Here is a 25,893-nt window from a genome sequence, read left to right as displayed (position 1 = left end):
GGACCTTGGTAGATGACTAATGGCTGCTCGTCTCCAAGAGGGCGCTCAGTCTGAAGCAGCCCGATACCAATCACAGTATACGTAGTTCCGCGCTTGCGGTGGCGAAATGTCAGTCCACGAAGGTCTAACTCCATAATGACTCCTCATCCTCTCCAGACCTATCGAGCGTACGATACCGCTTCCAAGGCGCCGTGCGACCTCTAATCCTCCTCACTCCGCCGCCTGCCTTGCCCCCTTTCCCTTCAACGGCCGCCGCTCCAGCACTTCCTTCAGGAACCGCGCGGTGTGGCCCTTGCCGATGCGGACGACATCCTCCGGCGTGCCTTGCGCCACGACCTCGCCGCCGCCGTCGCCGCCTTCCGGCCCCATGTCGATGATCCAGTCGGCGGTCTTGATCACTTCGAGATTGTGCTCGATCACCACCACGGAATTGCCCTGCTCGACCAGTTCATGCAGCACCTCCATCAGCTTGGCGACGTCGTGGAAGTGCAGGCCGGTAGTCGGCTCGTCGAGGATGTAGAGGGTGCGGCCGGTGGCGCGCTTGGAGAGCTCCTTGGAGAGCTTGACGCGCTGCGCCTCGCCGCCCGAGAGCGTCGTCGCCTGCTGGCCGACCTTGACATAGTCGAGGCCGACGCGGGCGAGCGTCACCATCTTGTCGCGGATCGAGGGCACGGCCTTGAACAGGTCCTTGGCCTCCTCGACCGTCATGTCGAGCACGTCGGCGATCGAGCGGTCGCGGTATTTCACCTCGAGCGTCTCGCGGTCATAGCGCTTGCCCTTGCAGACGTCGCAGGTGACGTAGACGTCGGGCAGGAAGTGCATCTCGATCTTGATGACGCCGTCGCCCTGGCAGGCCTCGCAGCGGCCGCCCTTGACGTTGAACGAGAAGCGGCCGGCCTGGTAGCCGCGCGCCTTGGCCTCGGGCAGGCCGGCGAACCATTCGCGGATCGGCGTGAAGGCGCCAGTATAGGTCGCCGGGTTCGAGCGCGGGGTGCGGCCGATCGGCGACTGGTCGATGTCGATGACCTTGTCGAGATGCTCCATGCCCTCGATGCGCTCATGCGGGGCAGGGTGCTCGATCGAGCCGTTCAGCTTGCGCGCGATCGCCTTGTAGAGCGTGTCGATGATCAGCGTCGACTTGCCGCCGCCCGAGACGCCGGTGATGCAGGTGAACAGGCCGAGCGGAATGTCGACCGTGACGTCCTTGAGGTTGTTGCCGCGGGCGCCGACGATCTTCAGGTTCCGGCCCTTCTGCGGCTTGCGGCGCTTCAGCGGCACCGGCACGCTCATCTCGCCGGTGAGGTACTTTCCGGTGAGCGAGTTCGGGTCGCTGAGGATGTCCTGCGGCGTGCCCTTCGAGACGATCTCGCCGCCATGGATGCCGGCGCCGGGGCCGACATCGACGACATAGTCGGCGGTCAGGATCGCGTCCTCGTCATGCTCGACCACGATCACGGTGTTGCCGAGGTCGCGCAGGCGGCGCAGCGTGCCGAGCAGGCGCTCATTGTCGCGCTGGTGCAGGCCGATCGAGGGCTCGTCCAGCACATAGAGCACGCCGGTGAGGCCCGAACCGATCTGGCTGGCGAGGCGGATGCGCTGGCTCTCGCCGCCCGACAGCGTGCGCGAGCCGCGCGCCAGCGTCAGGTATTCCAGGCCGACATCGAGCAGGAAGGTCAGCCGGTCGCGGATCTCCTTGAGGATGCGCGGGGCGATCTCGTTCTGCTTCGCCGACAGGCGCGAGGGCAGGGCGCTGACCCAGGCGAGCGCATCCTTGACCGAGAGCTGCGAGATCTCGCCGATATGGCGCATGTCGATCTTGACCGCCAGCGCCTCGGGCTTGAGCCGAAAACCGTTGCACGCCGCGCAGGGCGTCTCCGACATGAAGCGGCCGATCTCCTCGCGGGCCCAGTCGCTCTCGGTCTCCTTCCAGCGCCGCTCCATATTGGTGATCACGCCCTCGAAGGGCTTCTTCACCTCATAGGCGCGCAGGCCGTCATTATAGGCCATGCGCACGGCCTCGGTGCCGGTGCCGAACAGGATGGCGTCGCGGGCGCTCTGCGGCAGCTCGCTCCACGGCTTGGTCGTCGAGAAGCCGAAATGCTTGGCGAGCGCATCGAGCGTCTGGCCGTAATAGGGCGAGGTCGACTTGGCCCAGGGCGCGATCGCGCCCTTCTTCAGGCTGAGCGAGTGATCCGGGACGATCATCTCGGGGTCGATCCGCATCTCGTGGCCGAGGCCGTCGCAGGCCGGGCAGGCGCCGAACGGGTTGTTGAACGAAAACAGCCGAGGCTCGATCTCGGGGATGGTGAAGCCGGAGACCGGGCAGGCGAATTTCGAGGAGAAGGTGACGCGGCGGGCCTCGCCGTTCTCCTCCTTCTCGTCGGCATATTCGAAGACGGCGATGCCGTCGGCGAGGTCGAGCGCCTGCTCCAGCGAGTCGGCGAGGCGGGCACCGAGATCGGGCCGGATGACGATGCGGTCGACGACGACGTCGATGTCGTGCTTGAACTTCTTGTCGAGCGCCGGCGCGTCCGGGATCTCGTAGAACTCGCCATTGACCTTGACGCGCTGGAAGCCGCGCTTCAGCCAGTCGGCCATCTCCTTGCGGAACTCGCCCTTGCGGCCGCGCACCACCGGCGCCAGCAGGTAGCCGCGCGTCTTCTCCGGCAGCTCGACCAGGCGGTCGACCATCTGCTGCACGGTCTGGCTCTCGATCGGCAGGCCGGTCGCCGGCGAATAGGGGATGCCGGCGCGCGCCCAGAGCAGGCGCATATAGTCGTGGATCTCGGTGACGGTGCCGACGGTCGAGCGCGGGTTCTTCGAGGTCGTCTTCTGCTCGATCGAGATGGCCGGCGAGAGCCCGTCGATCTGGTCGACATCGGGCTTCTGCATCATCTCGAGGAACTGGCGGGCATAGGCCGAGAGCGACTCGACATAGCGGCGCTGGCCCTCCGCATAGATCGTGTCGAAGGCGAGCGAGGATTTGCCCGAGCCGGAAAGCCCGGTGAACACCACGAGCTTGTCGCGCGGAATCGCGAGGTCGATGTTCTTGAGATTGTGCTCGCGCGCGCCGCGCACCGAGATGACGCGGGCATTCGGATCGGCTGCGCGATTGCGGTCGAACATGTCTTCCAGCGTCGCGGCCTGTTCGGCGAGCGTGGTCTTGCGGGCCATGGTGGTGTCCGATTGAGCTTAAGCCGTACAGATAGGGCAATCGCCGGGCCATGCCAGTGCAGCCGGGCGAGAGGCGGGCATGAGTAGCACGCAGCCGCGGATGTTGCCGCATTGTTCTTGTGGGCTGTGCTGACAGAGATTGTCAGGAGCGTGGCAGGCTGCGGAAACGCCGCCGGAGCAAGATCGCCGAGACCAGCATGGCCAGCGCCAGCGTCCCCGACAGGATCAGCGCCGCCGAGGCGCCATAGCGCTCGATCCGCAAGGCATAGGCGAGCGGCGAGGCGGCCGAGAGGAAAAAGCCCGGCGCCAGCAAACGCCCGACATAGGCGCCATAGCTCTTCGGATCGAACAGCATCAGGGGTAGCGTGCCGCGCGTGATCGTCAGCACGCCATTGCCGGCGCCGTAGCAGAAGGCGAAGGCCAGTGCCGCGATGGCGCTCGCCCCGCCGGCGAGGCCGACAACGAAGCAGAGCGGCAGGACCAGGCAGGCGACGAGGTTGAGGTCGAACGGGCTGGTCTTCGCCCCGAACAGCACCTCGCCGAGCCGCGCCAGCGATTGGCCAATGCCGCGGGTCGCGCCGATCCAGACCGCGACTGCGGCCGGCAAGCCGAGCCCGGCAAGGATGCCGATCATATGGGCGGACATGCCGGCGTTGAGGATACCGGCGAAGGTGACGATCAGCGCGTAGAGCAGGCCGGCGAAGCGGGTATCGGCCGGGCTGAGCGTGACGACGGGCTTCGCCGCGACTGCGCCGTACAGAGGTCGTGCAGAGCCGGCCGGTAGCGTCAGATGCAGCGGCAAGGTCAGCAGCGCGAAGCCGGCATAGGCGATGAGGGCGCCGCGCCAGCCGAATTGCTCGGCGAGCGCATGGCCGAGCGGCCAGAACACCGTCGAGGCCAGGCCGCCGAGCAGGGTGATCTGGGCGATCGGCCTGCGCGCGGCGCTGCCGCCGATCCGGGCCAACGCCGCGAAGGCGGCATCGTAGAGGCTGAGCCGCATGGCGAGGCCGAGGCAGAGCCAGGCGGCGTAATAGGCGGCGATCGTATGGGCGAAGGCGAGGCCGAGGCAGCCGGCGGCGGTGAGCAGCGATCCCAGGCACATCACCGTGCGGCCGCCATGGCGGTCGATCAGCTGGCCGACCGCGCCCGAGGTCAGCCCCATCACCAGCAGGCCGGCCGAGAGCCCGCCATGGATGATTGCCTGCGACCAGCCGAGCTCGCCTGCGATCCGCTCGCCGAAGGCGCCGACGAGATAATAGGACACGCCCCAGGAAATGAGCTGCGCCAACCCGAGGCAGAAGACGGTGCTGCGGGAGATCACCCGGCCGATCCGGCCGTCCATGGCTGTGGCAACGTCTGGTCCCCCGGCCCGAGGCTGCGCTGCATCAGCACGGTGTCGACCCAGCGGCCGAACTTGAAGCCGGCCGAGCGCAAGGTGCCGACCGGCTCGAAGCCGAAGCGACGATGCAGGCCGATCGAGCCGGCATTGCCGCTGTCGCCGATCACCGCCAGCATCTGCCGCCACGGGCCGGCCTCGCAGCGGGCGATCAGTGCCGCGAGCAGCGCGCCGCCGATGCCGCGCCCGGCCTGTCCTTCGGCGACATAGACCGAATCCTCGATCGTGTGGCGGTAGGCCGGGCGGGGGCGGTAGCTGCTGGCATAACTGTACCCGACGATCCGGCCGCCCTGCTCGGCAGCGAGATAGGGCAGGCCGAGTGCCAGCACCGCCCGCCGACGCGCCATCATCTCCTCGACGCTTGGCGGCGTTTCCTCGAAGCTGGCGAGGCCCGTGAGGACGTGATGGGCGTAGATCGCCTGGATCGCGTCCATGTCCGCCTCCTGCGCATCGCGGACGAGGAGGGGCGGCGCTGCGTTGCCGGCGGACTCGGAAGTCGTCATCGAAATCGTTCCGGCCCGACCGGGCCGCCTTTCTATCTTGTCGGGGCGCCCGGTCAGCGCCTCCTGCCGCGTCACGCCGATATCGGCGAGGCACCAAAGAACTCTCTCGCAGCCCTCATCCTGAGGAGCAGCCGAAGGCTGCGTCTCGAAGGATGCTCCAGGAGGTTCCGGAGATATTTGAACCATCCTTCGAGACGCCGCTATGCGGCTCCTCAGGATGAGGGCCAGAGAGTTCGCTCGCGCCTTGCCGCGGCCGGATTCTTTCGAACCGCAGGGGCACCTTGCGCTTTGCCGTGCCATAAACGAAGCTTCTCGAAGTTATGCAAAGCATGAGAAATTCTTTGAGATGCGCGACCTTCGCCTCGACCAGCTCGACAGCTTTCGCCAGGTGATCGCGCTCGGCAGCTTCTCGGCGGCGGCCGAGAGACTGGGCCTGAGCCAGCCGGCGGTCAGCCTGCAGATCCGCGAGCTCGAGCGCCGCCTCGGCGTGACCCTGATCGAACGGGTCGGGCGCCGGGCACAGCCGACCGCGGCTGGGAACGAACTGCTCGACCATGCCGGCCGGATCGCGGCGGCGGTGGCCGCGGCGCAAGAGGCGATGGCGCGGCATGCGACCGGGTCGATGGGTCGTGTCCGGATCGGCACTGGTGCCACCGCCTGCATCTTCCTGCTGCCGCCGGTGCTGCGCGACCTGCGCCTGCAACACCCGACGCTGGAGATCACCGTCAGCACCGGCAACACCTCCGACATCGTCAAGGCGATCGAGGACAACCAGATCGATATCGGACTGGTCACGCTGCCGGCCGCTGGCCGCAGTCTCGACGTGACGCCGCTGCTGGAGGACGAGTTCGCCGTGATCGCGCCGCCGGACATGCACTTGCCGGCGCGATTGACGCCGGAGGCGCTGGCGCGCCTGCCGGTGCTGCTGTTCGAGCCAGGCGGCATCACCAGGCGCATCGCCGATGAATGGTTCGCCCGCGCCGGCGTGACGCTGAAGCCGGTGATGTCGCTCGGCAGCGTCGAGGCGATCAAGCGGCTGGTCGGCGCCGGCCTCGGCTGCGCCATCCTGCCGGGCATGGCGGTGCGCGGCGAGAGCGACGGGCTGGTGGTGTGCGCCCTGTCGCCGCGCGTGCATCGCACGCTCGGCCTCGTCCTGCGCAAGGACAAGCCGTTGCATCGCGGCCTGCGCGAGACGCTGAAAGCGCTGCGGGCGCTGGGCACGCTCGGCTGAGCCCGCTGCCTAATGCCTGCTGACAGGTCCGGTCAGACGCGCGGTCCATCCCATCCGCCGTTCGCGCAGTGTCCATGATCTGCAAGCGGCGCTAAGCTTTTCGCCTGCCGGGGGCGGAACTTTTCGCCCCTTTCGCGCTTGGCTTCGTGGACAGGCCGGAAAGTCAGGTGCCAGGATGGGGCACCGCAGCCAGCGGGGGAAAGTGATGATGAAAGCCTTTCTGCGAGGAGCCGCATTGTTGCTCGGCCTCGGTCTCGCCGCTCCCGGGCTCGCCTGCGAGCTCGACCGGCCGCTGAAAATGGCCGGGCTCGATTACGATTCCGCCGCCTTCCACACCGCCGTCGCCAGCGCCATCGCCGAGAAGGGCTTCGGCTGCAAGGTCGAGCGCGTACCCGGTGTGATCGCGCCGCTGGTCAATGGCCTGGGCCGCGGCGATGTCGACATCGTCATGGAGATCTGGCTGGCCAATCCGGTCGAGGCCTGGCTCAAGGAATCCGCTGCCGGCAAGGTCGAGGCGCTCGGCACGACCTTCCCCGATGCGACCGAAGGCTGGTTCGTGCCGCGCTATCTGGTTTCCGGGCCTGATGCCAAGGCGCCGGAGCTGAAATCGGTGCAGGACCTCAAGCGCTACAAGGAGCTGTTCGCCGACCCCGACGAGCCCGGCAAGGGGCGCTTCTATAATTGCGTTGCCGGCTGGGTCTGTGAGGGCATCAACAGCAAGAAGCTCGTCGCCTACGGGCTCTCCGGCGACTTCACCAATCTCCGCGGCGGCTCGGGCGAGGCGATCGTCGCCGCCGTCGAATCCGCCCTGAAGCGCAAGCGGCCGGTCGTGTTCTACTATTGGGGGCCGAGCTGGCTGCTCGGCGCGTATGATCTGGTCAAGCTCGAGGAGCCGGCCTTCGACCAGGCGATCTGGGATGAGCTGAAGGCGAGCGATGCGCCCAAGCGCGCCAGCGCCTATCCGGTCAGCCGCGTCGTCATCGGCGCCAATGTCGAGCTGGCGAAGAAAGCGCCGCAGCTCGCCGGCTTCTTCAGGAAGTACACCACGACCAGCGAACTGACTTCGAAAATGCTGGCCGAGGCGCGTGAGAAGGGCCAGTCGCCCGAGCAGCAGGCGCTTGTCTTTCTGAAGACGCAGCCGGATGTCTGGAAGGCCTGGCTGCCGGCCGAGATCGCCAGCAAGGTCGCGTCCAGCCTGTGACGCTTGGTGGAATGCCGGATCTCGGCAAGGCGCTGCAGAAGCTGGTCAACCAGGGCGTCGATGCCGTCGTCACCGGCTATGGCAATGATCTCGACGGCTTCAGCAGGCTGCTGACCGCGCCGGTCCGCGGCGTCGAGACCGTGCTATTGCTCGTCCCGGTCCCGGCCTTCGTCCTGGCGGTCGCTGCGAGCGCCTGGCTGGCGCGGCGCAGCCTCGGCTTCACGCTCGCCATGGCGATCCTGCCGCTGGTGCTCGCCGGGCTCGGCGTCTGGACCGAGGCGATGCAGACGCTGGCGCTCGTCATCGTCGCGGTGGTGCTCGTTGTCCTGATCGGCCTGCCGCTCGGCGTTGCCGCCGCGCGCCTGCCGCGTCTGGGGAAAGCTCTCGCCCCGGTCTACGACCTGATGCAGACCATTCCGAACTTCGTCTACCTGATCCCGGTGGCGATGCTGCTCGGGCTCGGGCGGGCGCCGGCGCTGCTGGCGACCCTGATCTACGCGCTGCCACCCTTCGCTCGGCTGACCGAACTCGGCCTGCGCGGCATCGATATCGGCATGATCCAGGCCGCCCAGGCGCTCGGCCTGCGCCCGCGCCAGACGCTCTGGCTGATCGAGTTGCCGCTGGCTCGGCCGGTGATCCTGCAGGGCCTCAACCAGGCGATCATGCTCTCGCTCGCCATGGTCGTGGTCGCCTCGATGATCGGCGCCAAGGGCCTGGGCGAGGTCGTCCTGCTCGGCCTGCAGCGGGCCGATCCCGGCCTCGGCTTCGTCGGCGGCCTCGCGGTCGTGGCGCTGGCGATCCTGCTCGACCGCATGGCGCAGGCGATTCTGCGGGGGCAGCGGCCGTCGGAATGAGCTGCTGACGGAAATGGTCAGGGCGAGCGGTTGCGCCGCGTCCGGGGCTTGGGGCAGGGTGCCGCTCGAATTGGGAGCGCTGCCATGTACGGATTGATCGGGAAGATGCGGGCCAAGCCCGGCGAGCGCGAGGCACTGATCGGCCATATCCTCGAGAGCAGCGGCGAGATGCCGGGCTGCCTGAGCTATATCGTCGCCCGCGATCCCGACGATGGCGACGCGATCTGGGTGACCGAGGTCTGGGACAAGGAGGAGAGTCACAAGGCCTCGCTCGCTCTGCCGGCGGTGCAGGCGGCGATCGCCAAGGCCAGGCCGATCATCGCCGGCTTCGACAGCCATGTCGTCACGCAGCCGGTCGGCGGGCTCGGGCTGGCGAAGGGCTGAGGACCGCGGACGCGGCTTCCGCTCGCCGGCCGCACGGTCTAAGACCCTCGCGATCGAGCCGCGAGCCTGCCATGACCCAATCCGCCCCGAGCAAACTAACCATCCTGCCGACGACGGCGGCGCTGACCGGCCGGGTGATGCCGCCCGGCTCGAAATCGATCACCAACCGGGCGCTATTGGTCGCGGCGCTGGCGAAGGGCACCAGCCGGCTCAGCGGCGCGCTGAAGAGCGACGACACCCGCTATATGGCGCAGGCGCTGCGCGACATGGGCGTTGCGATCGATGAGCCTGACGCGACCAGCTTCATCGTCACCAGCGACGGACGGCTCAAGGCGCCGGCCAAGCCGCTCTTCCTCGGCAATGCCGGCACGGCGACGCGCTTCCTGACGGCGGCGGCGGCACTGGTCGACGGCACGGTCGTGGTCGATGGCGACGAGCACATGCGCAAGCGGCCGATCTTGCCGCTGGTCGAGGCGCTCACCCGGCTTGGCGTCGCGATCAGCGCGCCGAGCGGCTGCCCGCCGGTCACCATCAAGGGGCAGGGTGGTTTCGACGGCGGCTCGGTCGAGGTCGATGGCGGGCTCTCCAGCCAGTACGTCTCGGCGCTGCTGATGGCCGGCGCCTGCGCCCGCAACCCGGTCGATGTCGTGCTCACGGGGCAGGAGATCGGCGCGCGCGGCTATGTCGATCTGACGCTGGCGACGATGCGCGCCTTCGGGGCCGCGGTCTCCGAGCCGGCGAGCGGCGGCTGGCGGATCGCGCCGACCGGCTATGTCGCGACCGACTACCTGATCGAGCCCGATGCCTCGGCCGCGACCTATCTCTGGGCGGCGGAGGTGCTGACCGGCGGCGCGATCGATCTCGGCGTACCGGCTTCCGCCTTCACCCAGCCCGACGCCAGGGCGCATGAGCTGATCGCCGCCTTCCCGAACCTGCCGGCCGAGATCGACGGCTCACAGATGCAGGATGCGGTGCCGACGCTCGCTGTGCTCGCCGCCTTCAACCGCAAGCCGGTGCGTTTCACCGGCATCGCCAATCTGCGCGTCAAGGAATGCGACCGCGTCGCGGCGCTGGCGCAGGGCCTGTCGCGGATCAGGCCGGGGCTCGGCATCGAGGAGGGCGATGACCTGCTGGTCGCCTCCGATCCGGCGCTGGCCGGCCAGACGCTGCCCGCCGAGATCGACACTTTCGCCGATCACCGCATCGCCATGAGCTTTGCGCTGGCGGGCCTCAAGATCGGCGGCGTCACCATCCTCGATCCCGCCTGCGTGGCGAAGACCTATCCGGATTACTGGCGCGCGCTCGGCTCGCTCGGCGTGCGCTTCGAGGATAAGGCGCCATAGGGACGGCGTCTTTCCGGGGCAGGCCGACAGGCCCGAGCCCGGGAGCCATGAACACAGGTCGCTTCCAGACGTCGGCAGCGCGCGATGCGCCGTCTCGACGAGCTTCAATGTTCATTCCGGGCTCTTCGCTGCGCGAAGCCCGGAATGACAAGTATGAACCAGCTGAGCCGAGCTGAAGTCCTAGAACGGGATATCGTCGTCGAGATGGCTCGACGAGCGCGAGCCGCCGCCGCCGCTCGCCATCGCCGGCTGGCGCGAGCCGCCGCCGACCGGGCTCGACCGGCCGAAGGAGCCGCCACCCGACGAACCCTCGTCGCCATAGCCACCGCCGCTGCTGCCGCCGCCGAACTCGTCACCGCCCTGGCCGCGGCTGTCGAGGATGGTGAGCTCGCCGCGGAAACGCTGCAGCACGATCTCGGTCGTGTACTTCTCGACGCCCTGCTGATCCTGCCATTTGCGGGTCTGCAGCTGGCCCTCGATGTAAACCTTCGAGCCCTTCTTCAGGTACTGCTCGGCGACCTTGGCGAGGTTCTCGTTGAAGATCACCACGGAGTGCCACTCGGTGCGCTCCTTGCGTTCGCCCGACTGCTTGTCGCGCCAGGTCTCGGAGGTGGCGATCCGCAGATTGACCACCGGCTCGCCGCTGCCGAGGCGCCGCACCTCGGGGTCGCGCCCGAGATTGCCGACCAGAATGACCTTATTGACGCTACCAGCCATGACAGGCTCCATTTCCTGCGCACTTCAGCACAAATCCGGCCGGATGACCGGAGCCGGACCCTAGCGGGCCATGCCGGCACTATCAATGATGTTCATGTTTTGTTCAAGGCCTTTTCGAGGCTTGTCCCCGACAAAAGTGCGAGCTGGCGAGGGCGATGGCGGAAGCGCGCAGCCGGTGAGCGACAAGCCCGGCCCGCGAGGCGAAGCAGCGGCTCAATAGCCGAACTGCTCGCGCAGGATGCGCTCGTCCAGGCTGTGGCCGGGATCGTGCAGCATGACGAGGTCGAGCGAGCGGTCGATCGCGATCTGCACCGAGATGACGTTGTCGATCTGCGTATGGTCGGCGACGGCGCTGACCGGGCGCTTCTCAGCCTCCAGCACCGCGATCGTCACCCTGGCATGGTCGGGCAGGAGGGCTCCGCGCCAGCGCCGCGGCCGGAACGGCGAGAGCGGGGTCAGCGCCAGCAATGGCGCGTCGAGCGGCAGGATCGGGCCGTTGGCGGAGAGGTTGTAGGCCGTCGAGCCGGCCGGCGTCGCAAGCAGCACGCCGTCGGCGACGAGCTCGGACAGGCGTACCTGTCCGTCGACCGAGATGCGCAGCTTCGCCGCCTGATAGGAGCGGCGGAACAGCGAGACCTCGTTGATCGCGCGCGCCTCGACGCGCTTGCCGTTGCAATCGGCCGCCGTCATCGTCAGCGGGTGGACGACGCTGCGATGTGCCGCCTCGAGCTTCTGGCGCAGGCCGCGCTCGCGGAACTCGTTCATCAGGAAGCCGACCGAGCCGCGATTCATGCCATAGATCGGCTTGCCCGTGCCCATGAAGCGATGCAGCGTCTGCAGCATCAGGCCGTCACCGCCGAGCGCGACGATCACCTCAGCCTGCGCCGGGTCGGCATCGCCATAGCGTTCGACCAGCTTGACCCGCGCGGCCTGCGCCTCCGGGGTCTCGCTGGCGACGAAGGAGATGGCGGTGAAGCGCTCGGTCATCGCTGGTATCCGGTCGGCATAGCCTTACCCGTCTAACACGGCGCCGGACCGAACCGCGAGCCGTTCGGCCTTGAAAAAGAAAGGCCGAGGCACGCGCCTCGGCCTCTCTCCAGCGGAGGTGCGAGGGTCTCAGATCGCGCTGCTCCACTGCACCGGGACGAGCTCGAAACCGTTGCCGGCCTTGGCGATATGGCCGGTGGCGGGGAAGGGGGCGTGATAGAAGGCGACCTGCATCTTGTCGGTCACGGCCATGTCCAGCAGCTTGCGGCGGGTGGCGGCCGCCTGCGGCCCGTCCATGTCGAACACCGCAGACCAGTCGGGATTGCGCACGAACAGGGCCGGATGATTGGTCGTATCCGACATCACCATCAGCTTGCCGTTGCCGGAAGAGATCGCATAGACGGTATGGCCCGGCGTATGGCCGGGCGCGGCGATCGCGGTCACGCCCGGCAGGATCTCCTTGCCGGCCTCGTACTGCTTCACGTCCTTGGCGACCGGGCCGAAGACGCGGCGCACCCCGGCGAAAGCGCCCTTCATCGCCTCGGGCGCGGCATTCATCCTGGCATCGTCCATCCAGAACGCCCATTCGGCCGCCGGCACCATCACCTCGGCGTTCGGGAAGACGGCGGTGCCGTTCTTGAGCCGGAGACCGTTGATGTGGTCGCCGTGGAAATGGCTGAAGACGACGGTCGAGACATTCTTCGGGTCGAGCCCGGCGGCCTGGAAGTTCTTCATCCAGGCGCCCGAGGTCGGCGCGCCGGAATCGCCGTTGCCGGTGTCGATCAGCACGAGCTTGTCGCCGATCTGCAGCGCCAGCGTGGTGAAGCTGATCGAGAGCGCATCGGCCGGCAGATAGGCCTGCTCCATCGCCTTCTTGACGTCGGCGAGCTCGGCATTGCGCACGAAGCCCTCGAGCGGGCGTTTGGCGAAGCCGTCATTGATGGCAGTGACCGTGATGTCGCCGACCTTGTAGCGGTAGAAACCGGGATTCTGGTTCACGGGGGCTCCTTGCGCCTGGGCCGGCGCGATGCCGGCGGGCAGATCGAGCGCGGCAGCAGCGGTGAGCGCGCCAGCGCCCGCCATCACGGTGCGGCGCGAGGGTTCGAAACGGGCCATGATCAGGCTCCAACAGCGAGAAGGCATGACCTCCCCCGGATAGCGCCCCGCCAGCCGGCATCATGCCTGGGCTCCGGATCGGCCCGAGCGCCAAATTAGCTGCCGGAACAACGCCTTCAACCGCTGTGTGGCTGCCTAGGGTCAACTTTCCGTGAAGTCGCCGCGGCCGTGCAGGTTGGACACTGGCTGCTTGGATCAGTCCGTGCGCCGACTGTGCCTCGCCGTCGTCTTACGATTCGGCCTGTGTCGGCGGTGGTTCGGAGCGGCTCCTGGCGAAGGCCTTGAGCAAGGCGGCGCAGAGCGCGAGCGAGGCGAGCGCGCCTTGGCCGGAGCAGCCCGCGACCAGCGCCTCGTAGGTCTGCTGCTCGGTCGCGACCGATTGCAGGCTCCAGTTCCAGTCCGGTGCCTTCTCGCGGATGACGCCGACCGCGACGTCGATCTCGGCGCTGATCTTGCCGATCGCCTTCCAGAGCGAGCCGTGCTGGTAGATGCCGCCGGGCGGGGTGCGCGGGGCGAGCAGGGTTGTCGGCTTGCGCCGGACGGTGAAGCCGAGAGCCTCGTAGATGTCGGCGTCGAGATTGCGGTCGGGGCGACCGGTGCGCTCGCAGCGTTGTGCGAGGGCGAGCAGATGGTCGCGCTGGTCGGCAGAGGTCATCGCTCGGTCGGCTCCGCTCGTCTCCGTCGTCGCGGCGGCATGTCTTGCAAGTGACAGGCCACGGGGATCAGGGTGGTGCCGGCGGAGAGGATCGAACTCCCGACCTTCGGTTTACAAAACCGCTGCACTACCGCTGTGCTACGCCGGCCCTGTGCGCTGCGGTATCAGGCTGCCATGGCAAGGGCAAGACCGACGACGGTCGCTCTGGCTCCAACGAGGAGTCGAGGCAGGGCCGCTCGCGACGGTCCGGACTCCGGCATTGAGGGAAATCCCGCATTGCCGCGCGGAGCCGACCCCCTAGGCTTGGCTGACATCATTCAATGACGGAGGCTGCGATGGTAAAGCCGAATTCCGACGACAAGCGCCCGACGCCCGACCACGCCGAAGACAACGCGTTCTTTCCTTCTCCCTATTCGCTGCGCCAGTTCACCGCGCCGAAATCGAATCTGAGCGGCGCCGACTATCCCGACCCCTACAAGGGCGGGCGCTGGAAGATCCTGATGATCGGGGCCGATGAGCGCTATCTGCTGACCGACAACGGCACGATGTTCTCGACGGGAAACCATCCCCTCGAAACCCTGCTACCGATGTACCACCTCGACAAGGCCGGCTTTTCGTTCGATGTCGCGACGCTGTCAGGCAATCCGGTCAAGTTCGAGTATTGGGCGATGCCGACGGAAGACGAGGAGGTGAAGGGCCTGTTCGCGAAATACCGCGACCGATTCAAGCAGCCGAAGAAGCTCGCCGATGTGATCGAGGACGCACTTGGTGACGCTTCCGATTATATCGGCGTGTTCATCCCCGGCGGCCATGGCGCCCTGATCGGCTTGCCCGAGAGCCGGGACGTGAAAACGGTCCTCGAATGGGCAGCCGCCAGGGACAAGTTCGTGATCACGCTTTGCCACGGCCCGGCGGCGCTGCTGGCGGCAGGAATCGGCAAGGCGAAGGGCGGCAGCATCTACAACGGCTACAAGATCTGCGCCTTTCCAGATGCGCTCGATGCGAAGACGCCGGATATCGGCTACATGCCCGGCCATCTGACCTGGGCCTTTGGCGAGAGATTGAAGGAACTCGGGATCGAGATCCTGAACACCGACATCTCCGGCATGGTCCACCGCGACCGCAAGCTGCTGACGGGAGACAGCCCGCTCGCCGGCAATGCGCTCGGCAAGCTGGCGGCTGAGGCCTTGCTCGACGAGGTTGCGGCGGGGTGAGTGGCATGCAGGCCGATGCGGCCTTCCGCGCCGCCCTGGCGATCGAAGGCAGCGTTGCCCTGCCGGCGATCCAGGAGGCGGTTCGCGCCTTCGCGCGGCCGCTCGGCTACGACCGCTTCGTGCTGTTCTCGGCATCGGCGACGCAGGATGACGAGGTGGAGCGCATCTACTGGGTCGAGGGCGACTGGTTCGGCGTCGGCGAAGAGGTCGATGCCGAGACCTATGTCCGGCGCTGCCCGATGACCCGCCACGTCCTGCAAGCGCGCGAGCCGTTCTTCTGGACCAAGACCGAGAATGCGGCCGGAGAACTCTATCGCGTCGTCCGCACGCCGCGTGGTCGCGGCCTTCATGGCCTGCAGGTGCCTGTTTTCGGTCCGCTCGGCCTCGAAGGGGCGATGAGCCTCGGCGGCGAGCAGATCGATGCTTCGTCGTCGGCGCGCCTGGCGGCATCGGTCGTCGCCGCCGCTGCCTTCACCGCTGCCCGCAAATTGCTCGAGGCCCCGGCCGGCGAGCTGGCAAGGACGCTCTCGCACCGCGAGCGCGAGGTCCTGGCCTGGACGGCGGCGGGCCGGCGACAGGCCGAGATCGCCGCGACGCTCGGCCTGTCGGAACGCACGATCGAGAACCATCTGCGCCGGGCACGCCGGCGCCTTGGCGCCGCGACGACGGCTCAGGCAATCCGGGCCGCGATCCGCAATGGCGACATCGAGGGGTGACGCCGGACCCGGGAAGGACGGGCGGCATGACGGCGGCATTCACCTGCCCGTAACCATCTAAGTCGATGCTTTTGCAAAAGCCTTGCCCGAGATGAGTCCATGCTGAGCCGCCGGTCCTTTACCATGTCATCCCTTTCGCTGCTCGCTCCCAGCCTTGCCGGCTGTGGCGGGGGAGGCAGCATCGTGGCGCTGCCGGAGATCGCCGCGCCGAGCAGCCGCAGCCTGACGCGGACGCTGGCGCGGCCGAATTATGCGCAGGTCTACGTGGAGTATCCGGGCGAGCGCTTTCCGGTGCCGGCGATCGACTACCAGAGCATCGAGCCGCGCTATCTGCGCCAGACTGTCGAGTTCGGTGGGGCCGAGCCGCCGGGCTCGATCGTCGTCGATCCCGGCTCCTACCATCTCTATTTCGTCGAATCGCGCGGGGTCGCCACGCGCTATGGCGTCGGCGTCGGCCGCGAGGGCTTCGGCTGGACTGGCCAGGCGAAGATCAACATGAAGCGCGATTGGCCCGATTGGGTGCCGCCGCAGGAGATGATCGAGCGCGATCCGCAGATCAGGGCCCAGCTCGAGCCGACGCCGCGCGGCCCCGGCGTGCGCGGCGGGCCGAAGAGCCCGCTCGGCGCCCGCACGCTCTATCTCTTCGGCGAGGGACGCGATCTCGGCTACCGCATCCACGGCACGACCGAGCCCTATACCGTCGGCACCAATGTCTCCTCGGGCTGCATCCGGATGATCAACCAGGACATCATCCATCTCTACGCCCGCGTCGCGCTGGGCACGCCGGTGACCGTGCTGCCGGCGTGAGGCCGCAGATCGGCCTCGTCAGCGGCTCGTCGACCCCGGAAAAACGAAAAGCCCCGCCCTTTCGGGCGGGGCTCCTGCGGATCGGCTGAGCCGGTCCGGCCTGAAGGATCAGGTGTTGTCGTGGGTCAGGATGTCGCGATCCTTGGTCTCGGGCACGAAGAGCATGCCGATGACGAAGGTCATCATCGCGATCACGATCGGGTACCAGAGGCCGTAGTAGATGTCGCCGGTTCCGGCCACCATGGCGAACGAGGTCGCCGGCAGCAGGCCGCCGAACCAGCCATTGCCGATATGATAGGGCAGCGACATGCCGGTGTAGCGGATGCGGGTCGGGAAAAGCTCGACCAGCGCGGCCGCGATCGGGCCGTAGACCATCGTCACATAGATGACGAGCACGGTCAGGATCGCGATGATCGTCAGCGACTGCGCACCGAACAGGGCGCCGAGGAAGCCCGTCTTGACGATGCGGGCGTCGCCCGCCGCCGGGTAACCGGCCGCGACCGCTTCCTTGGCGATGTTCGCCGCGAAGCTGCCGTCGATCACCACGTCCTTGCCGTTGACGGTGACCTTGGCCGGCGTGCCGGCCGGGGCCGGGGCCTGGGTGTAGACGATCGCCTGGGTCGCCAGCGTACGGCGAGCGATGTCGCAAGGCTGGGTGAAGGTGCGCACGCCGACCGGATCGAAGACCGAGCCGCAGCTGGCGGGATCGGCGACGACCTGGACCTTGACGTTCTCATGCGCAGCGGCGAGGCCGGGGTTCGCCGCCTTGGTGAGGGCACCGAACAGCGGGAAGTAGGTCAGCGCCGCGATCAGGCAACCGGCCAGGATGATCGGCTTGCGGCCGATCTTGTCGGAGAGCGCGCCGAAGACGATGAAGCCGCCGGTGCCGAGGATGAGCGACCAGGCGATCAGCACGTTCGCCGAGTAGAGATCGACCTTGAGGATGCTCTGGATGAAGAACAGGGCGTAGAACTGGCCGGTATACCAGACGACGGCCTGGCCAGCGGTGAGCCCGAACAGAGCGAGCAGCGCGATCTTGGCGTTCTTCCACTGGCCGAACGCTTCCGAGAGCGGCGCCTTCGAGCCGGTGCCCTCAGCCTTCATCTTCTGGAAGGCGGGCGATTCCTGCATCTGGAGGCGAATCCAGACCGAGATCGCGAGCAGGAAGATCGAGGCGAGGAAGGGAATGCGCCAGCCCCAGGCGGCGAAGTCGGCCTCGCCCATCGTGGTGCGGATGCCCAGGATGACGATCAGCGACAGCAGCAGGCCGAGCGTCGCCGTGGTCTGGATCCAGGAGGTGTAGAAGCCGCGGCGTCCGACCGGGGCGTGCTCGGCGACATAGACCGCCGCGCCGCCATATTCGCCGCCGAGCGCCAGGCCCTGCAGCATGCGCAGCGCGATCAGGACCACCGGCGCGACCCAGCCGATCGAGGCATAGCTGGGCAGCAGGCCGACCAGGAAGGTCGAGGCGCCCATGATCACGATGGTGACGAGGAAGGTGTATTTGCGGCCGATCAGGTCACCGAGGCGGCCGAAGAACAACGCGCCGAAGGGGCGCACGAGGAAGCCTGCGGCAAAGGCCAGCAGTGCGAAGATGGCGCGCGTGTTCGGGTCGAAGGCCGAGAAGAAGTGCGCGCCGATCATCGTGGCGAGCGAGCCGTAGAGGTAGAAATCGTACCATTCGAAGACCGTGCCCAGGGAGGAGGCCAGAATGACCTTCCTTTCTTCCCTGGTCATCGGACGCGGCTGTGAAGCCGCTGTTGCTGCCATACTCATGAAGCGCTCCCGTCTTGTCGTTCCCCCGGATGCGGCGGACCACCCGCTGCATCCTCACGCCGCCTTGCCGGCGGTTCTTCGCTTGGAGCCGGGCGAGCCGACTCAGGGCAAAGCCTTTGAAAAGCCAAGTTTGATGGGCTACGAATGCGTCCACCCCCGGCAATCTTCAACCGAGCACTTGGTCTTGCACAGAAAGGCGTAAGACGAAGGATTGAGCGCTTTTCAGGGGCGGTCCGGCTCTCGCGTCCCTGCTGACTCGCCTTGCTCGATCCGATTCGTTAACCTTCCGCTAACCATGTCGGTCTCGGACCGGCAGGCCATGCGGGAAGGGAGACGATCGCATGACAGTTCGCTCCGGAGTGCCTCTGCTCGCCGCGTTTGCGGGGCTGTGCGTCGTAGCCTACCCGGCCGCCGCAGCGCCGGGCTTCGGCGCTGCGCCCTCGGCCGGCGTGTCCGGCTCGGCTCCACGTTTCGCCCCGATGCGACCGGGCGCACGGCCGGGCCATGTCCGCCATGGCCGCGCCGGCTTCTATGGCGGCGGTTTCTCTGGCTTCTCTGGCTGGCCGGGCGACCAGCGGGTCGTGATCGTGCTGCCGGAGGCGAGCGAGCCCCCTTCGGTCAAGGAGCCCTCGATCCCGGTCGCGATCGGCATTCCGCGGCCGCCGGCCGCCGATCCCGTGCTGTACCGGATCGAAACCCGTCGCGGCCAACCCGTGGTGCGGGTCATGCGCTTCAGCAGCGACGGCGGGGTGGCGCGGCGCTGAGCTTCGTCAGCGCCGGGTCGCGGCGTAGAGCGCGATCGCGGTCGCGTTCGAGACGTTGAGGCTCTTGATCGCGCCGGGCATGTCGAGCCGGGCGAGATGGTCGCAGAGCTCGCGCGAACGCTGGCGCAGGCCCTTGCCCTCGGCGCCCATCACCAGTACCAGGGGACGGCGCAGCGGGACCTCGTCGAGCGGGACGTCCCCTTCCGAATCGAAGCCGAGCCGCAGGAACCCGCGCTCCCCCAGCCTCGTCAGCGCATCTCCCAGATTCTTCACCGCGACGAGCGGCACGTGCTCGAGCGCGCCGGAGGCCGATTTGGCCAGGACGCCCGTCGCCGCCGGCGAATGGCGGATGGTGACGATCACGGCGGCGACCGCGAAGGCTGCAGCCGAGCGCAGGATCGCCCCGACATTGTGCGGATCCGTGATCTGGTCGAGCGCCAGCACGATCGCATCGTCCGGCAGGCTATCCAGATCGGGCGAGGGCAGGGGATCGCAGACCAGATAGAGCCCCTGGTGCACGGCGTCCGGCGTCAGCAGCCGGTCTATGTGCGAGGGACGCACCATCTCCGGTTCGATCGGCAATTCGCCGACCTCCTCGGTCAGCCGCTTCAGCGCGTTCTCGGTGGCGAGCAGCTTGCGGAAGCGCCGGCGCGGATTGCGCAGCGCCTCGATCACCGGATGGGCGCCGTAGAGGATCGCCTCGTCGATCTCGCCCGGCCGGTGCGGCGGTGGGCCGTCCCGATGCGGGCGACCGTGGCGGCTCTGGGGACGGGGGCGGGACGGGGCGGACATCATGGCTCCGGAAAGGTGACGCCATGCCCTGCCATGGCGCGGCCGGCTTGGCCAGCCCGAAGGCCGCTAAGCGGGGTTTTCACCCCATTCATTGCAAGGAGAGACTGCGGATGACGACGAGACATGAGCGCCTGTTCGTGCTGACTGGCGGGCCGGGAGCCGGCAAGACGACATTGCTCGATGCGCTGGCGGTTGCGGGACACAGCGTAGCGCCCGAGGCGGGACGGGCGATCATCCGCGACCAGCTCGCCATCGACGGGCCGGCCTTGCCCTGGCGCGATCCGGCGCTGTTTGCCGAGCTGATGCTGAATTTCGATCTGCGCTCCCATGCCGAAGCGCAGGGAAGCACGGCTCCGGTCTTCTTCGACCGCGGCGTGCCCGACAGCATCGGCTATCTCAGGCTGTGCGGGCTGCCGGTACCGGACCATGTCGACCGCGCGGCCCATGCCTTCCGCTATGCCCGCATCGTCTTCATCGCACCGCCCTGGCGCGAGATCTACGCGCAGGATGCCGAGCGCAGGCAGGATTTCGCCGAGGCCGAGCGCACCTATGAGGCGGTCACCGCGGCCTATCGCGAGCAGGGCTACGAACTCGTCGAGTTGCCGCGCGCCGATGTCGGGATCCGCGTCGCCTTCGTGCTGAAGCACGTGGCGGCTGAGCTTTCGATAGGTCAGGATTCGCGCTAGATTCCGCCATTCGCCGCAGTCCGGAGAGGCGCCATGGCGGAAAGCTCCGATTCCGGCACGATGCGCTCGGGCCGGACGCTGAACCATCTGGTGCCCGGACGCGATTGCGGCGATTGCGTCGCCTGCTGCGAGGTGCTGCGCATCGTCGATCCGCAGGTCGGCAAGCCGGCCGGCGTCATGTGCCGCCACAACACCGGCAGTGGCTGCGGCATCCATGTGACGCGGCCGGAGATCTGCCGGCGCTGGTTCTGCCTGTGGCGGCGCATCGACGCCATGCCGGACGAGGCGCGGCCGGACCGCTGCGGCGTGATCTTCTGCCTGGAGGGCGAGGAGGCTCATCCGAATCCGTTCTCGCGCTTCTGCGTGGTGGCGAGGCCCGTCGGCAGCCCGCGGGCCCTGCGCAGCGAACTGGTCCGGCAGGTCGTCGCCATGTTCGCCCGGCAGGGAGAGCTGCCGGTCTGGCTGCATCGCCATGGCGTGCGCAGCCTGATTTACCCGCCGTCCGATCTCGCCGATGCGATCGAGCGGCCGGAAAAAACGCCGTTCCAGGCCTTCGTCCCGGCTGCGCTCGCCTGGCGCAGGCGTCACCGCAGCATTTGGCCACAGGGCTGAAGGCGGCTCGGCACGATTGCTTGTCGTCAGATGCCTTTTAGGCGTTGACAGGCGGCGGCCCTCTCCTCATAAGTCCGCCCGCGCCTGCCGCCCTTCACAAAAGTGAAACAGGCGGTTGCGGCCAGCTCTCGGGTTGGCCTGCGGCAAGGCGGGGGAATGTCCCGAGCGGCAAAGGGGGCGGACTGTAAATCCGCTGGCTATGCCTTCGCAGGTTCGAGTCCTGCTTCCCCCACCACCTTGCCTCCTGAGGGCCGCCTTCCTTCCATAACTTCAGCTCTTTACCCGAAGCTGTCGCCGCGGCGCGTCGATAAGGCGAGACTGACGAATACTCCGCCTTCCCCGAATCCGGGCGAGCTGATAGCCTCGCTAGATCGGCTATTCGGGTATGACGGTGCAGTGACAGCAAAGACCCAAGGGGGCGGTTCTGTCGCCGCGCTCGGCGCCATCGTTGCGGGCGCCCTCATCCTGCAGGTTGCCGGGACGATCGTGAACACGGTCGTGCCGCTGCAGATGGCGATCGCGAACCAGCCGCCGCTGTTGATCGGCCTCGTCGCCTCGGCCTATTCGCTCGGCTTCCTCATCGGCTGCTTCGTCAATCCCGCGCTCGTCCGCCGCGTCGGTCATATCCGCGGCTTTGCCGTGTTTGCCGCGCTTCAGGCGGTCTCGACGCTGAGCTTCCCGCTGTTGCCGGAGGCCTGGTGGGGAACGTCGCGGCTGATCATGGGCCTGGCGGCCGCCGGCCACGGCATCTGCATCGAAAGCTGGATCAGCGGCCAGGCCAACCGGTCGCAGCGCGGCCGCATCTTCGGCATCTACCAGATCCTCAACCGCGTCGCGCTGATCGGCTCGCAGATCGGCGTCGGCTACGTCGCGATCCAGTCCCAGGACATTTTCCTATTCGCCAGCATGGCCTTCTCGATCGCCCTGATTCCCGTCGCGCTGACGCAGGCAAAAGGGCCCGAATCGAGCGAGATCGTCTCGGTCGGGCTGCGCACGCTATGGCGGCAGGCGCCGGCCGCCGTCGTCGGCTGCCTCTATGTCGGGATGGTCGGCGGCCCGCTGACCAGCGTCGCGCCCGCCTACGGCATCCTGTCCGGCCTCGACCAGCGCGCGACGATCCTGCTCACCGCCGGTATCCAGATCGGTGCCCTCCTGCTGCAATGGCCGATGAGCCTGCTGGCGGACCGTATCGCCAGCCGGCTGATCATGCTGGTTTCGGTCAGCTTCGTTGCGTTCGCGGCGGCCGGTCTGACGATGCTGCTTGAGGTCGACCCTGCCCATGGCCGGTTCTGGCTCTTCGGCCTGTTCGCCCTGATCGGCGGCTGCAGCATCCCGCTCTACACGGTGGCCGTCACCCACGCCTATTTCCGCATGGGTCGCGACCAGGCTGTCGGCCTTTCGGCGCAGCTACTTTTTCTCTGGGGCACGGGCTCGGCGATCGGACCGCTGGCCGCCACCTTGCTGATGCAGCTCAGAGGCCCGCAGGGCATGCTGATCTATCTCGTCGGGCTGTCGGTCGCCGTTGCGATCTACATCGCGCTGCGGATCTCGCGGAATCCGTCGCCGCCGCTCGTCGAGGGCGAGCGTGGCGCCACCAGTCCGACGATCCCGGACATCGAGATGACCAAGCGCTGATCGTTCAGCAAAAATGCCGGCGGGCTGGCGTTACCTCGCCCGCGCGGGATCGGCGAGAGGCTCGTTTCGTGCAGGCGCGGCCAAGACCGTCAGGGCTCCAAGAAGAGCACGGCGAGGATGCCGAGGCCGTGGATCAACATCGACAGCGGCAGTGGAATCGCCGCGGCGACCTCGGCTCTCAACGGATTGCAGAACTCACTGAACTCGAACATGTTTTGCCCCCACGAATGCATATCAGCGTCGAGGGGCAATATCGCCCCCCATTTGGGGGGCAGCGACGCAAGGACTCGAAATTCTCTCTTTCGCCCCCAAATGGGGGCAGCCGGCCAGCCTTGTCTCGTTAGGCTGGCCGTCGGAGAGAGGGATCATGGGGATCGTGCTTTTCAGCGCAGCGATAGCCGCTGCTGGCGCTCTGGCTTTCGGCACGATCGTCGGCGGGGCCGCGCTCGGCCTGTTCACCGGCGCTGCGATCTGGCTCGGCCGGCGGGCTCTGAGCGACATCTGAGTTCACCCGCATGCGCGCCCTGGTGGATGAAGGCATCTTCTTCGCCGCGACGGGTTGACACCTGCCGGCCGGATGCGGAATTTGGCGGCCCGGCGCGGGTGTAGCTCAATGGTAGAGCAGCAGCCTTCCAAGCTGAATACGAGGGTTCGATTCCCTTCACCCGCTCCAACCGCCCCCAGCAAGATGTTCAGTTGCAGGCCTTGGGCCTCGAACGCGCTGGTACATCAAACGGGCAGCAAGTGGGCGCAGCGCTGAGCGCCTGAATCGCACGACGGCCAGCCACCCTGCCGACGAAGCAGGTCAGCTTGGTCTGGTCGATTAGCGGCGTAGCCGAAGACTGGGACATGTCCGTTCTTCGCAGCCCCCGAGATCGTTGAGCGCGGCGCGCGTCCCAATCATGGCCAGATTGCGGCGCGGTCTGGGCCGGCCCGGCAAGTCTATCTATTGTGGGCTGAGCGAGGAATTGCCATGATCGCCCGCCGACGACGGCACTCCCCGTGGATAATCTCGCGGAAGCGAGCGAAAATCGGACTGATCTTCCCAAAGCCCCGCACGCGGTGCTGGACATATTTCCGCCGCAAGACAGGAGAAATGCCATGCTCAAGATAGCCATCGCCGCAGCAGGGTTCGCTGCTCTGAGCCTCGCAGCGGCCCCGGCCTTCGCCCAAGGCAAGAAGGGCAAGGACGAGTTCCTCGGGGTCGATCTCGACACCGGCCGGACCTATTACGACGGTCGCAACGACGGCAAATACTGCCTCTACAAGACGGTGCGCGTGTTCAACCGCTACACCGGCTACTACGAGCACCGGCGCGTGCGTCGCTGCGGCCGCGGCCTCTATATGTGAGTGGGGCCGTGATGGATCGCATCGTCAAATTGATCGCCGGCCTCGGCTTCGCCGCAGCGGCGGCGGCTTGCACGCCGACCGTCGTCGCCGACCCGGACGGCCGCCTGATCAATACCGGGCTGGTGCAGGAGGGCGACTGCCTGACCCGCACCGTCATGGTCTATGACCGCGAGCTCGGCTACGAGCGTGCGGTGGAGCAGCGCTTCTGCGGCGGGCGTGCCCGCATCGCGCGCTGATCATCAGGTTTGATTCCGTGCGGGCCTCGCCACCGCTGTGGCGGGGCCCGTTCGTTTGCTAGGCTATGATGACTGAATCGCTCAGAGCGTTCCGGAGACACGTCACATGCCCAAGCTCTGCAAGTTCACTTCGCCCAGCGACGGCAAGCCCGTCTACGTCAATCCCGACCAGGTCAGCGTCGTCTATACCTTCAAGGGCCAGCCGCCCGACACGATCATCGCCTTCCGCAAGGACTTCCAGCTCGGCGTGAAGGAAAGCCTGGAAGAGACTGTCAGGATTCTCGAAAGCGCCGCCGAGGGCACTGCGCGCTGACGTGCTGAGTCGGCTCAGCTGTCTCCCCATCACTGCCGGATTGTCGCCCCAAAGCAGCCATGCGGTGTTTCCATCCTCTTCCCATGAGGATCATCGCCGCATCTGCTCTCACCCTGGCTCTCGGCGCCTGCGCGAGCACGCCGGACCCGATCGTCGAGGATCGCTCGCGCTGCGACGCCTATGGCTTCCAGCGCGGCACCGATGCCTACGCCAACTGCGTCATGACGCAGGATCGCGACCGCGAGCGGCGCTATGAGCGCCAGGGCGAGCGGCGAGCGTATCGGGCCGAGCGGTCCTACGGTTCCGGCGAGGAGTAGCCTCCGGCTTTCCGTCCGGCTGCCCGAGCCTGTTCAATCAGTCCCATGATCCATGCATCGCAGCTCGAGACGGCGCGGCTCGTCGTCAGGCCTTTCGTCCAGGCCGACGCGCCGCTGCTGGTCGCCCTTTTCGCCGATCCGGAGGTTCACCGCTTCGTCGATGACGGGCAGGCGCTCGCGCCCGATGTCGCGGCGCTCTGGGTCGAGCGTTCGGCGGCCAATCTCGAACGCTTCGGCTATGGCACCGGCGCTGTCGTCGAGCGCGCCGGCGGCGAGGTGATCGGTTGGGCCGGCTTCGCGAGGCCGGGCGATGGTACGGAAGAGTTGATCTACGGCCTTCGGCGCGCCAGCTGGGGCAGGGGCCTGGGCAAGGAGTTGCTCGCCGGGCTCGTCGCCTTCGCCGCGGAGCGCGGCATCTCGCCGGTTCGGGCGACGGTCGATCCCGCCAACAGCGTCTCGGTGCACCTCCTGCGGCAGGCCGGATTCGCGCTGGCCGAGCCGCGTTATCGCGGCGATGCCCAGGCCGATCTCTATCTGCATGGCGGTTAAGCGGCCCACGCGTCCGAAAAAAGCAAGATGTTGCTCTCGGCAGGCTGGATCGCAGTTCATTCTTCTCCTTGCCGCGGTTCTGGCGCGTGCTCCCTTCGCCGATGGCCGGCCATTCGCCGCGAGCGAGGGCCGCCATGCGCCGATCGCAGGTTCGGCCGGTGCCGCGCCGGTTGGGCTTTGCCGCGAAGACGGCTACTGATCGCTCGTCGCAACGCGGCCAGCCGTTTGCCATGAGGGATTTGGATGATCCTCGACGAGCGCACCTACGCCATCAAGCCCGCGCATGTGCGCGACTATCTCGACCTCTATGTCGCCGAGGGGATGGAGCTGCAGATCTCCCATCTCGGCCATCTGATCGGCTGGTTCACCACCGATAGCGGCGTGGTCAACGAGGTCGTGCACATGTGGCGCTTCGAGGATGCCGGCGACCGCGAGCGCCGGCGCGCCGCGATGGAGGCCGATCCGCGCTGGCAGGTCTTCCGGGCCAAGGCGGCCCCTTACGTGCTCGAGATGCGCAGCCGGATCCTGCGGCCGACGCATTTCTCGCCGCTGCGCTGAGCTGGTG

At 67.4% G+C, this 25,893-nt stretch carries 30 protein-coding genes and 3 tRNA genes; 22 read left to right on the top strand and 11 right to left on the bottom strand.

The window, feature by feature from the left end; all coding sequences use genetic code 11:
* Positions 1-210: 210 nt before the first annotated feature.
* From uvrA to BMZ69_RS13130, 3 genes are all read right to left on the bottom strand, one after another.
* A complete protein-coding gene (gene uvrA / locus BMZ69_RS13140) occupies positions 211-3,126 on the bottom strand; it encodes an excinuclease ABC subunit UvrA (RefSeq protein ID WP_244543354.1) in 2,916 nt (971 codons plus the stop codon).
* A gap of 190 nt (positions 3,127-3,316) precedes the next feature.
* The gene (locus tag BMZ69_RS13135; protein ID WP_092157150.1) at positions 3,317-4,495 is read right to left on the bottom strand and encodes an MFS transporter; all 1,179 of its coding nucleotides are present in this window, start codon (positions 4,493-4,495) and stop codon (positions 3,317-3,319) included.
* Complete coding sequence (locus BMZ69_RS13130; protein ID WP_092157103.1) at positions 4,492-5,073, bottom strand: GNAT family N-acetyltransferase; 582 nt, start codon at positions 5,071-5,073, stop codon at positions 4,492-4,494. The genes BMZ69_RS13135 and BMZ69_RS13130 overlap by 4 nt, the downstream gene beginning before the upstream one ends.
* Positions 5,074-5,419: 346 nt before the next feature.
* Here BMZ69_RS13130 and BMZ69_RS13125 point away from each other — a divergent pair, with 346 nt between their 5' ends.
* From BMZ69_RS13125 to aroA, 5 genes are all read left to right on the top strand, one after another.
* Complete coding sequence (locus BMZ69_RS13125) at positions 5,420-6,304, top strand: LysR family transcriptional regulator (RefSeq protein WP_092157101.1); 885 nt, start codon at positions 5,420-5,422, stop codon at positions 6,302-6,304.
* Between the two features lie 208 nt (positions 6,305-6,512).
* Positions 6,513-7,505, top strand: a complete 993-nt coding sequence (locus tag BMZ69_RS13120) for an ABC transporter substrate-binding protein (RefSeq protein ID WP_092157092.1) — start codon at positions 6,513-6,515, stop codon at positions 7,503-7,505.
* Between the two features lie 11 nt (positions 7,506-7,516).
* Entirely contained in the window at positions 7,517-8,359 is an 843-nt protein-coding gene (locus BMZ69_RS13115) for an ABC transporter permease (protein WP_092157091.1), read from the top strand.
* A gap of 84 nt (positions 8,360-8,443) precedes the next feature.
* Positions 8,444-8,743, top strand: coding sequence for a putative quinol monooxygenase (locus tag BMZ69_RS13110; protein WP_092157089.1), 300 nt, complete (start codon positions 8,444-8,446; stop codon positions 8,741-8,743).
* Positions 8,744-8,814: 71 nt separating this feature from the next.
* Positions 8,815-10,086 carry a 3-phosphoshikimate 1-carboxyvinyltransferase gene (gene aroA / locus BMZ69_RS13105; protein WP_092157084.1) on the top strand — a complete coding sequence of 424 codons (1,272 nt, stop codon included), beginning with the start codon at positions 8,815-8,817 and terminating at the stop codon, positions 10,084-10,086.
* A gap of 180 nt (positions 10,087-10,266) precedes the next feature.
* Here aroA and BMZ69_RS13100 read toward each other — a convergent pair whose 3' ends face one another.
* The 5 genes from BMZ69_RS13100 to BMZ69_RS13080 all read right to left on the bottom strand — a co-directional run bounded on the left by BMZ69_RS13100 (position 10,267) and on the right by BMZ69_RS13080 (position 13,709).
* The gene (locus BMZ69_RS13100) at positions 10,267-10,803 is read right to left on the bottom strand and encodes a single-stranded DNA-binding protein (RefSeq protein ID WP_092157072.1); all 537 of its coding nucleotides are present in this window, start codon (positions 10,801-10,803) and stop codon (positions 10,267-10,269) included.
* 213 nt (positions 10,804-11,016) lie between these two features.
* Entirely contained in the window at positions 11,017-11,790 is a 774-nt protein-coding gene (locus tag BMZ69_RS13095) for an NAD kinase (RefSeq protein WP_092157071.1), read from the bottom strand.
* 129 nt (positions 11,791-11,919) lie between these two features.
* Positions 11,920-12,906, bottom strand: a complete 987-nt coding sequence (locus tag BMZ69_RS13090) for an MBL fold metallo-hydrolase (RefSeq protein ID WP_092157070.1) — start codon at positions 12,904-12,906, stop codon at positions 11,920-11,922.
* A 229-nt stretch (positions 12,907-13,135) separates the two neighbouring features.
* Complete coding sequence (locus BMZ69_RS13085) at positions 13,136-13,561, bottom strand: hypothetical protein (protein ID WP_092157069.1); 426 nt, start codon at positions 13,559-13,561, stop codon at positions 13,136-13,138.
* A 73-nt stretch (positions 13,562-13,634) separates the two neighbouring features.
* Positions 13,635-13,709: transfer RNA gene (locus BMZ69_RS13080), tRNA-Thr, on the bottom strand.
* A 187-nt stretch (positions 13,710-13,896) separates the two neighbouring features.
* Here BMZ69_RS13080 and hchA point away from each other — a divergent pair.
* From hchA to BMZ69_RS13065, 3 genes are all read left to right on the top strand, one after another.
* The gene (gene hchA, locus BMZ69_RS13075) at positions 13,897-14,775 is read left to right on the top strand and encodes a glyoxalase III HchA (protein WP_092157149.1); all 879 of its coding nucleotides are present in this window, start codon (positions 13,897-13,899) and stop codon (positions 14,773-14,775) included.
* A gap of 5 nt (positions 14,776-14,780) precedes the next feature.
* Positions 14,781-15,491 carry a PA1136 family autoinducer-binding transcriptional regulator gene (locus tag BMZ69_RS13070; RefSeq protein WP_175506789.1) on the top strand — a complete coding sequence of 237 codons (711 nt, stop codon included), beginning with the start codon at positions 14,781-14,783 and terminating at the stop codon, positions 15,489-15,491.
* A 123-nt stretch (positions 15,492-15,614) separates the two neighbouring features.
* Complete coding sequence (locus tag BMZ69_RS13065) at positions 15,615-16,298, top strand: L,D-transpeptidase (RefSeq protein ID WP_244543350.1); 684 nt, start codon at positions 15,615-15,617, stop codon at positions 16,296-16,298.
* Positions 16,299-16,406: 108 nt separating this feature from the next.
* Here BMZ69_RS13065 and BMZ69_RS13060 read toward each other — a convergent pair whose 3' ends face one another.
* Complete coding sequence (locus BMZ69_RS13060) at positions 16,407-18,035, bottom strand: MFS transporter (protein WP_092157067.1); 1,629 nt, start codon at positions 18,033-18,035, stop codon at positions 16,407-16,409.
* On the opposite strand from BMZ69_RS13060, the gene BMZ69_RS31125 reads away from it, so the two are divergent.
* Both BMZ69_RS31125 and BMZ69_RS13055 read left to right on the top strand, forming a co-directional pair.
* On the top strand, positions 18,010-18,276 hold the full coding sequence (locus BMZ69_RS31125) for a hypothetical protein (protein WP_139219047.1): 267 nt from the start codon (positions 18,010-18,012) through the stop codon (positions 18,274-18,276). The genes BMZ69_RS13060 and BMZ69_RS31125 overlap by 26 nt on opposite strands.
* A gap of 139 nt (positions 18,277-18,415) precedes the next feature.
* On the top strand, positions 18,416-18,838 hold the full coding sequence (locus BMZ69_RS13055; protein ID WP_139219046.1) for a hypothetical protein: 423 nt from the start codon (positions 18,416-18,418) through the stop codon (positions 18,836-18,838).
* Positions 18,839-18,844: 6 nt separating this feature from the next.
* Here BMZ69_RS13055 and rlmB read toward each other — a convergent pair whose 3' ends face one another.
* Entirely contained in the window at positions 18,845-19,630 is a 786-nt protein-coding gene (gene rlmB / locus BMZ69_RS13050; protein ID WP_244543349.1) for a 23S rRNA (guanosine(2251)-2'-O)-methyltransferase RlmB, read from the bottom strand.
* Between the two features lie 110 nt (positions 19,631-19,740).
* Between rlmB and BMZ69_RS13045 the strand changes: the two genes are divergently transcribed.
* From BMZ69_RS13045 to BMZ69_RS13030, 4 genes are all read left to right on the top strand, one after another.
* Entirely contained in the window at positions 19,741-20,316 is a 576-nt protein-coding gene (locus BMZ69_RS13045; RefSeq protein ID WP_092157064.1) for an AAA family ATPase, read from the top strand.
* 33 nt (positions 20,317-20,349) lie between these two features.
* Positions 20,350-20,928, top strand: a complete 579-nt coding sequence (locus tag BMZ69_RS13040) for a hypothetical protein (protein ID WP_092157063.1) — start codon at positions 20,350-20,352, stop codon at positions 20,926-20,928.
* A gap of 150 nt (positions 20,929-21,078) precedes the next feature.
* Positions 21,079-21,163, top strand: a tRNA-Tyr gene (locus tag BMZ69_RS13035).
* Positions 21,164-21,324: 161 nt separating this feature from the next.
* Positions 21,325-22,563 (top strand): MFS transporter, encoded by a 1,239-nt coding sequence (locus BMZ69_RS13030; RefSeq protein ID WP_175506787.1) that lies wholly within the window; start codon positions 21,325-21,327, stop codon positions 22,561-22,563.
* A gap of 89 nt (positions 22,564-22,652) precedes the next feature.
* On the opposite strand, the gene BMZ69_RS32375 is transcribed toward BMZ69_RS13030, so the two are convergent.
* Positions 22,653-22,775: a hypothetical protein gene (locus BMZ69_RS32375; protein ID WP_280142091.1), complete on the bottom strand. Its 123-nt coding sequence runs from the start codon at positions 22,773-22,775 to the stop codon at positions 22,653-22,655.
* Positions 22,776-22,930: 155 nt separating this feature from the next.
* On the opposite strand from BMZ69_RS32375, the gene BMZ69_RS31585 reads away from it, so the two are divergent.
* The 8 genes from BMZ69_RS31585 to BMZ69_RS12995 all read left to right on the top strand — a co-directional run bounded on the left by BMZ69_RS31585 (position 22,931) and on the right by BMZ69_RS12995 (position 25,886).
* On the top strand, positions 22,931-23,068 hold the full coding sequence (locus BMZ69_RS31585; RefSeq protein ID WP_175506786.1) for a hypothetical protein: 138 nt from the start codon (positions 22,931-22,933) through the stop codon (positions 23,066-23,068).
* 94 nt (positions 23,069-23,162) lie between these two features.
* Positions 23,163-23,236, top strand: a tRNA-Gly gene (locus tag BMZ69_RS13025).
* Between the two features lie 428 nt (positions 23,237-23,664).
* Positions 23,665-23,913: a hypothetical protein gene (locus tag BMZ69_RS13020; RefSeq protein ID WP_092157061.1), complete on the top strand. Its 249-nt coding sequence runs from the start codon at positions 23,665-23,667 to the stop codon at positions 23,911-23,913.
* An 11-nt stretch (positions 23,914-23,924) separates the two neighbouring features.
* A complete protein-coding gene (locus tag BMZ69_RS13015; RefSeq protein WP_092157060.1) occupies positions 23,925-24,149 on the top strand; it encodes a hypothetical protein in 225 nt (74 codons plus the stop codon).
* Between the two features lie 106 nt (positions 24,150-24,255).
* A complete protein-coding gene (locus tag BMZ69_RS13010; protein WP_092157059.1) occupies positions 24,256-24,462 on the top strand; it encodes a hypothetical protein in 207 nt (68 codons plus the stop codon).
* 83 nt (positions 24,463-24,545) lie between these two features.
* Positions 24,546-24,779, top strand: a complete 234-nt coding sequence (locus BMZ69_RS13005) for a hypothetical protein (protein ID WP_092157058.1) — start codon at positions 24,546-24,548, stop codon at positions 24,777-24,779.
* 45 nt (positions 24,780-24,824) lie between these two features.
* A complete protein-coding gene (locus BMZ69_RS13000; protein ID WP_092157057.1) occupies positions 24,825-25,328 on the top strand; it encodes a GNAT family N-acetyltransferase in 504 nt (167 codons plus the stop codon).
* A 243-nt stretch (positions 25,329-25,571) separates the two neighbouring features.
* Positions 25,572-25,886 carry an NIPSNAP family protein gene (locus BMZ69_RS12995; protein WP_092157056.1) on the top strand — a complete coding sequence of 105 codons (315 nt, stop codon included), beginning with the start codon at positions 25,572-25,574 and terminating at the stop codon, positions 25,884-25,886.
* The last annotated feature ends 7 nt before the right edge of the window (positions 25,887-25,893 follow it).

This window comes from Allobosea sp. CRIB-10 (assembly GCF_900112185.1).
Lineage (GTDB): Bacteria > Pseudomonadota > Alphaproteobacteria > Rhizobiales > Beijerinckiaceae > Allobosea.
Note: the sequence above shows the minus strand (reverse complement) of the source record. Positions and strands in the feature narration are given on the sequence as shown.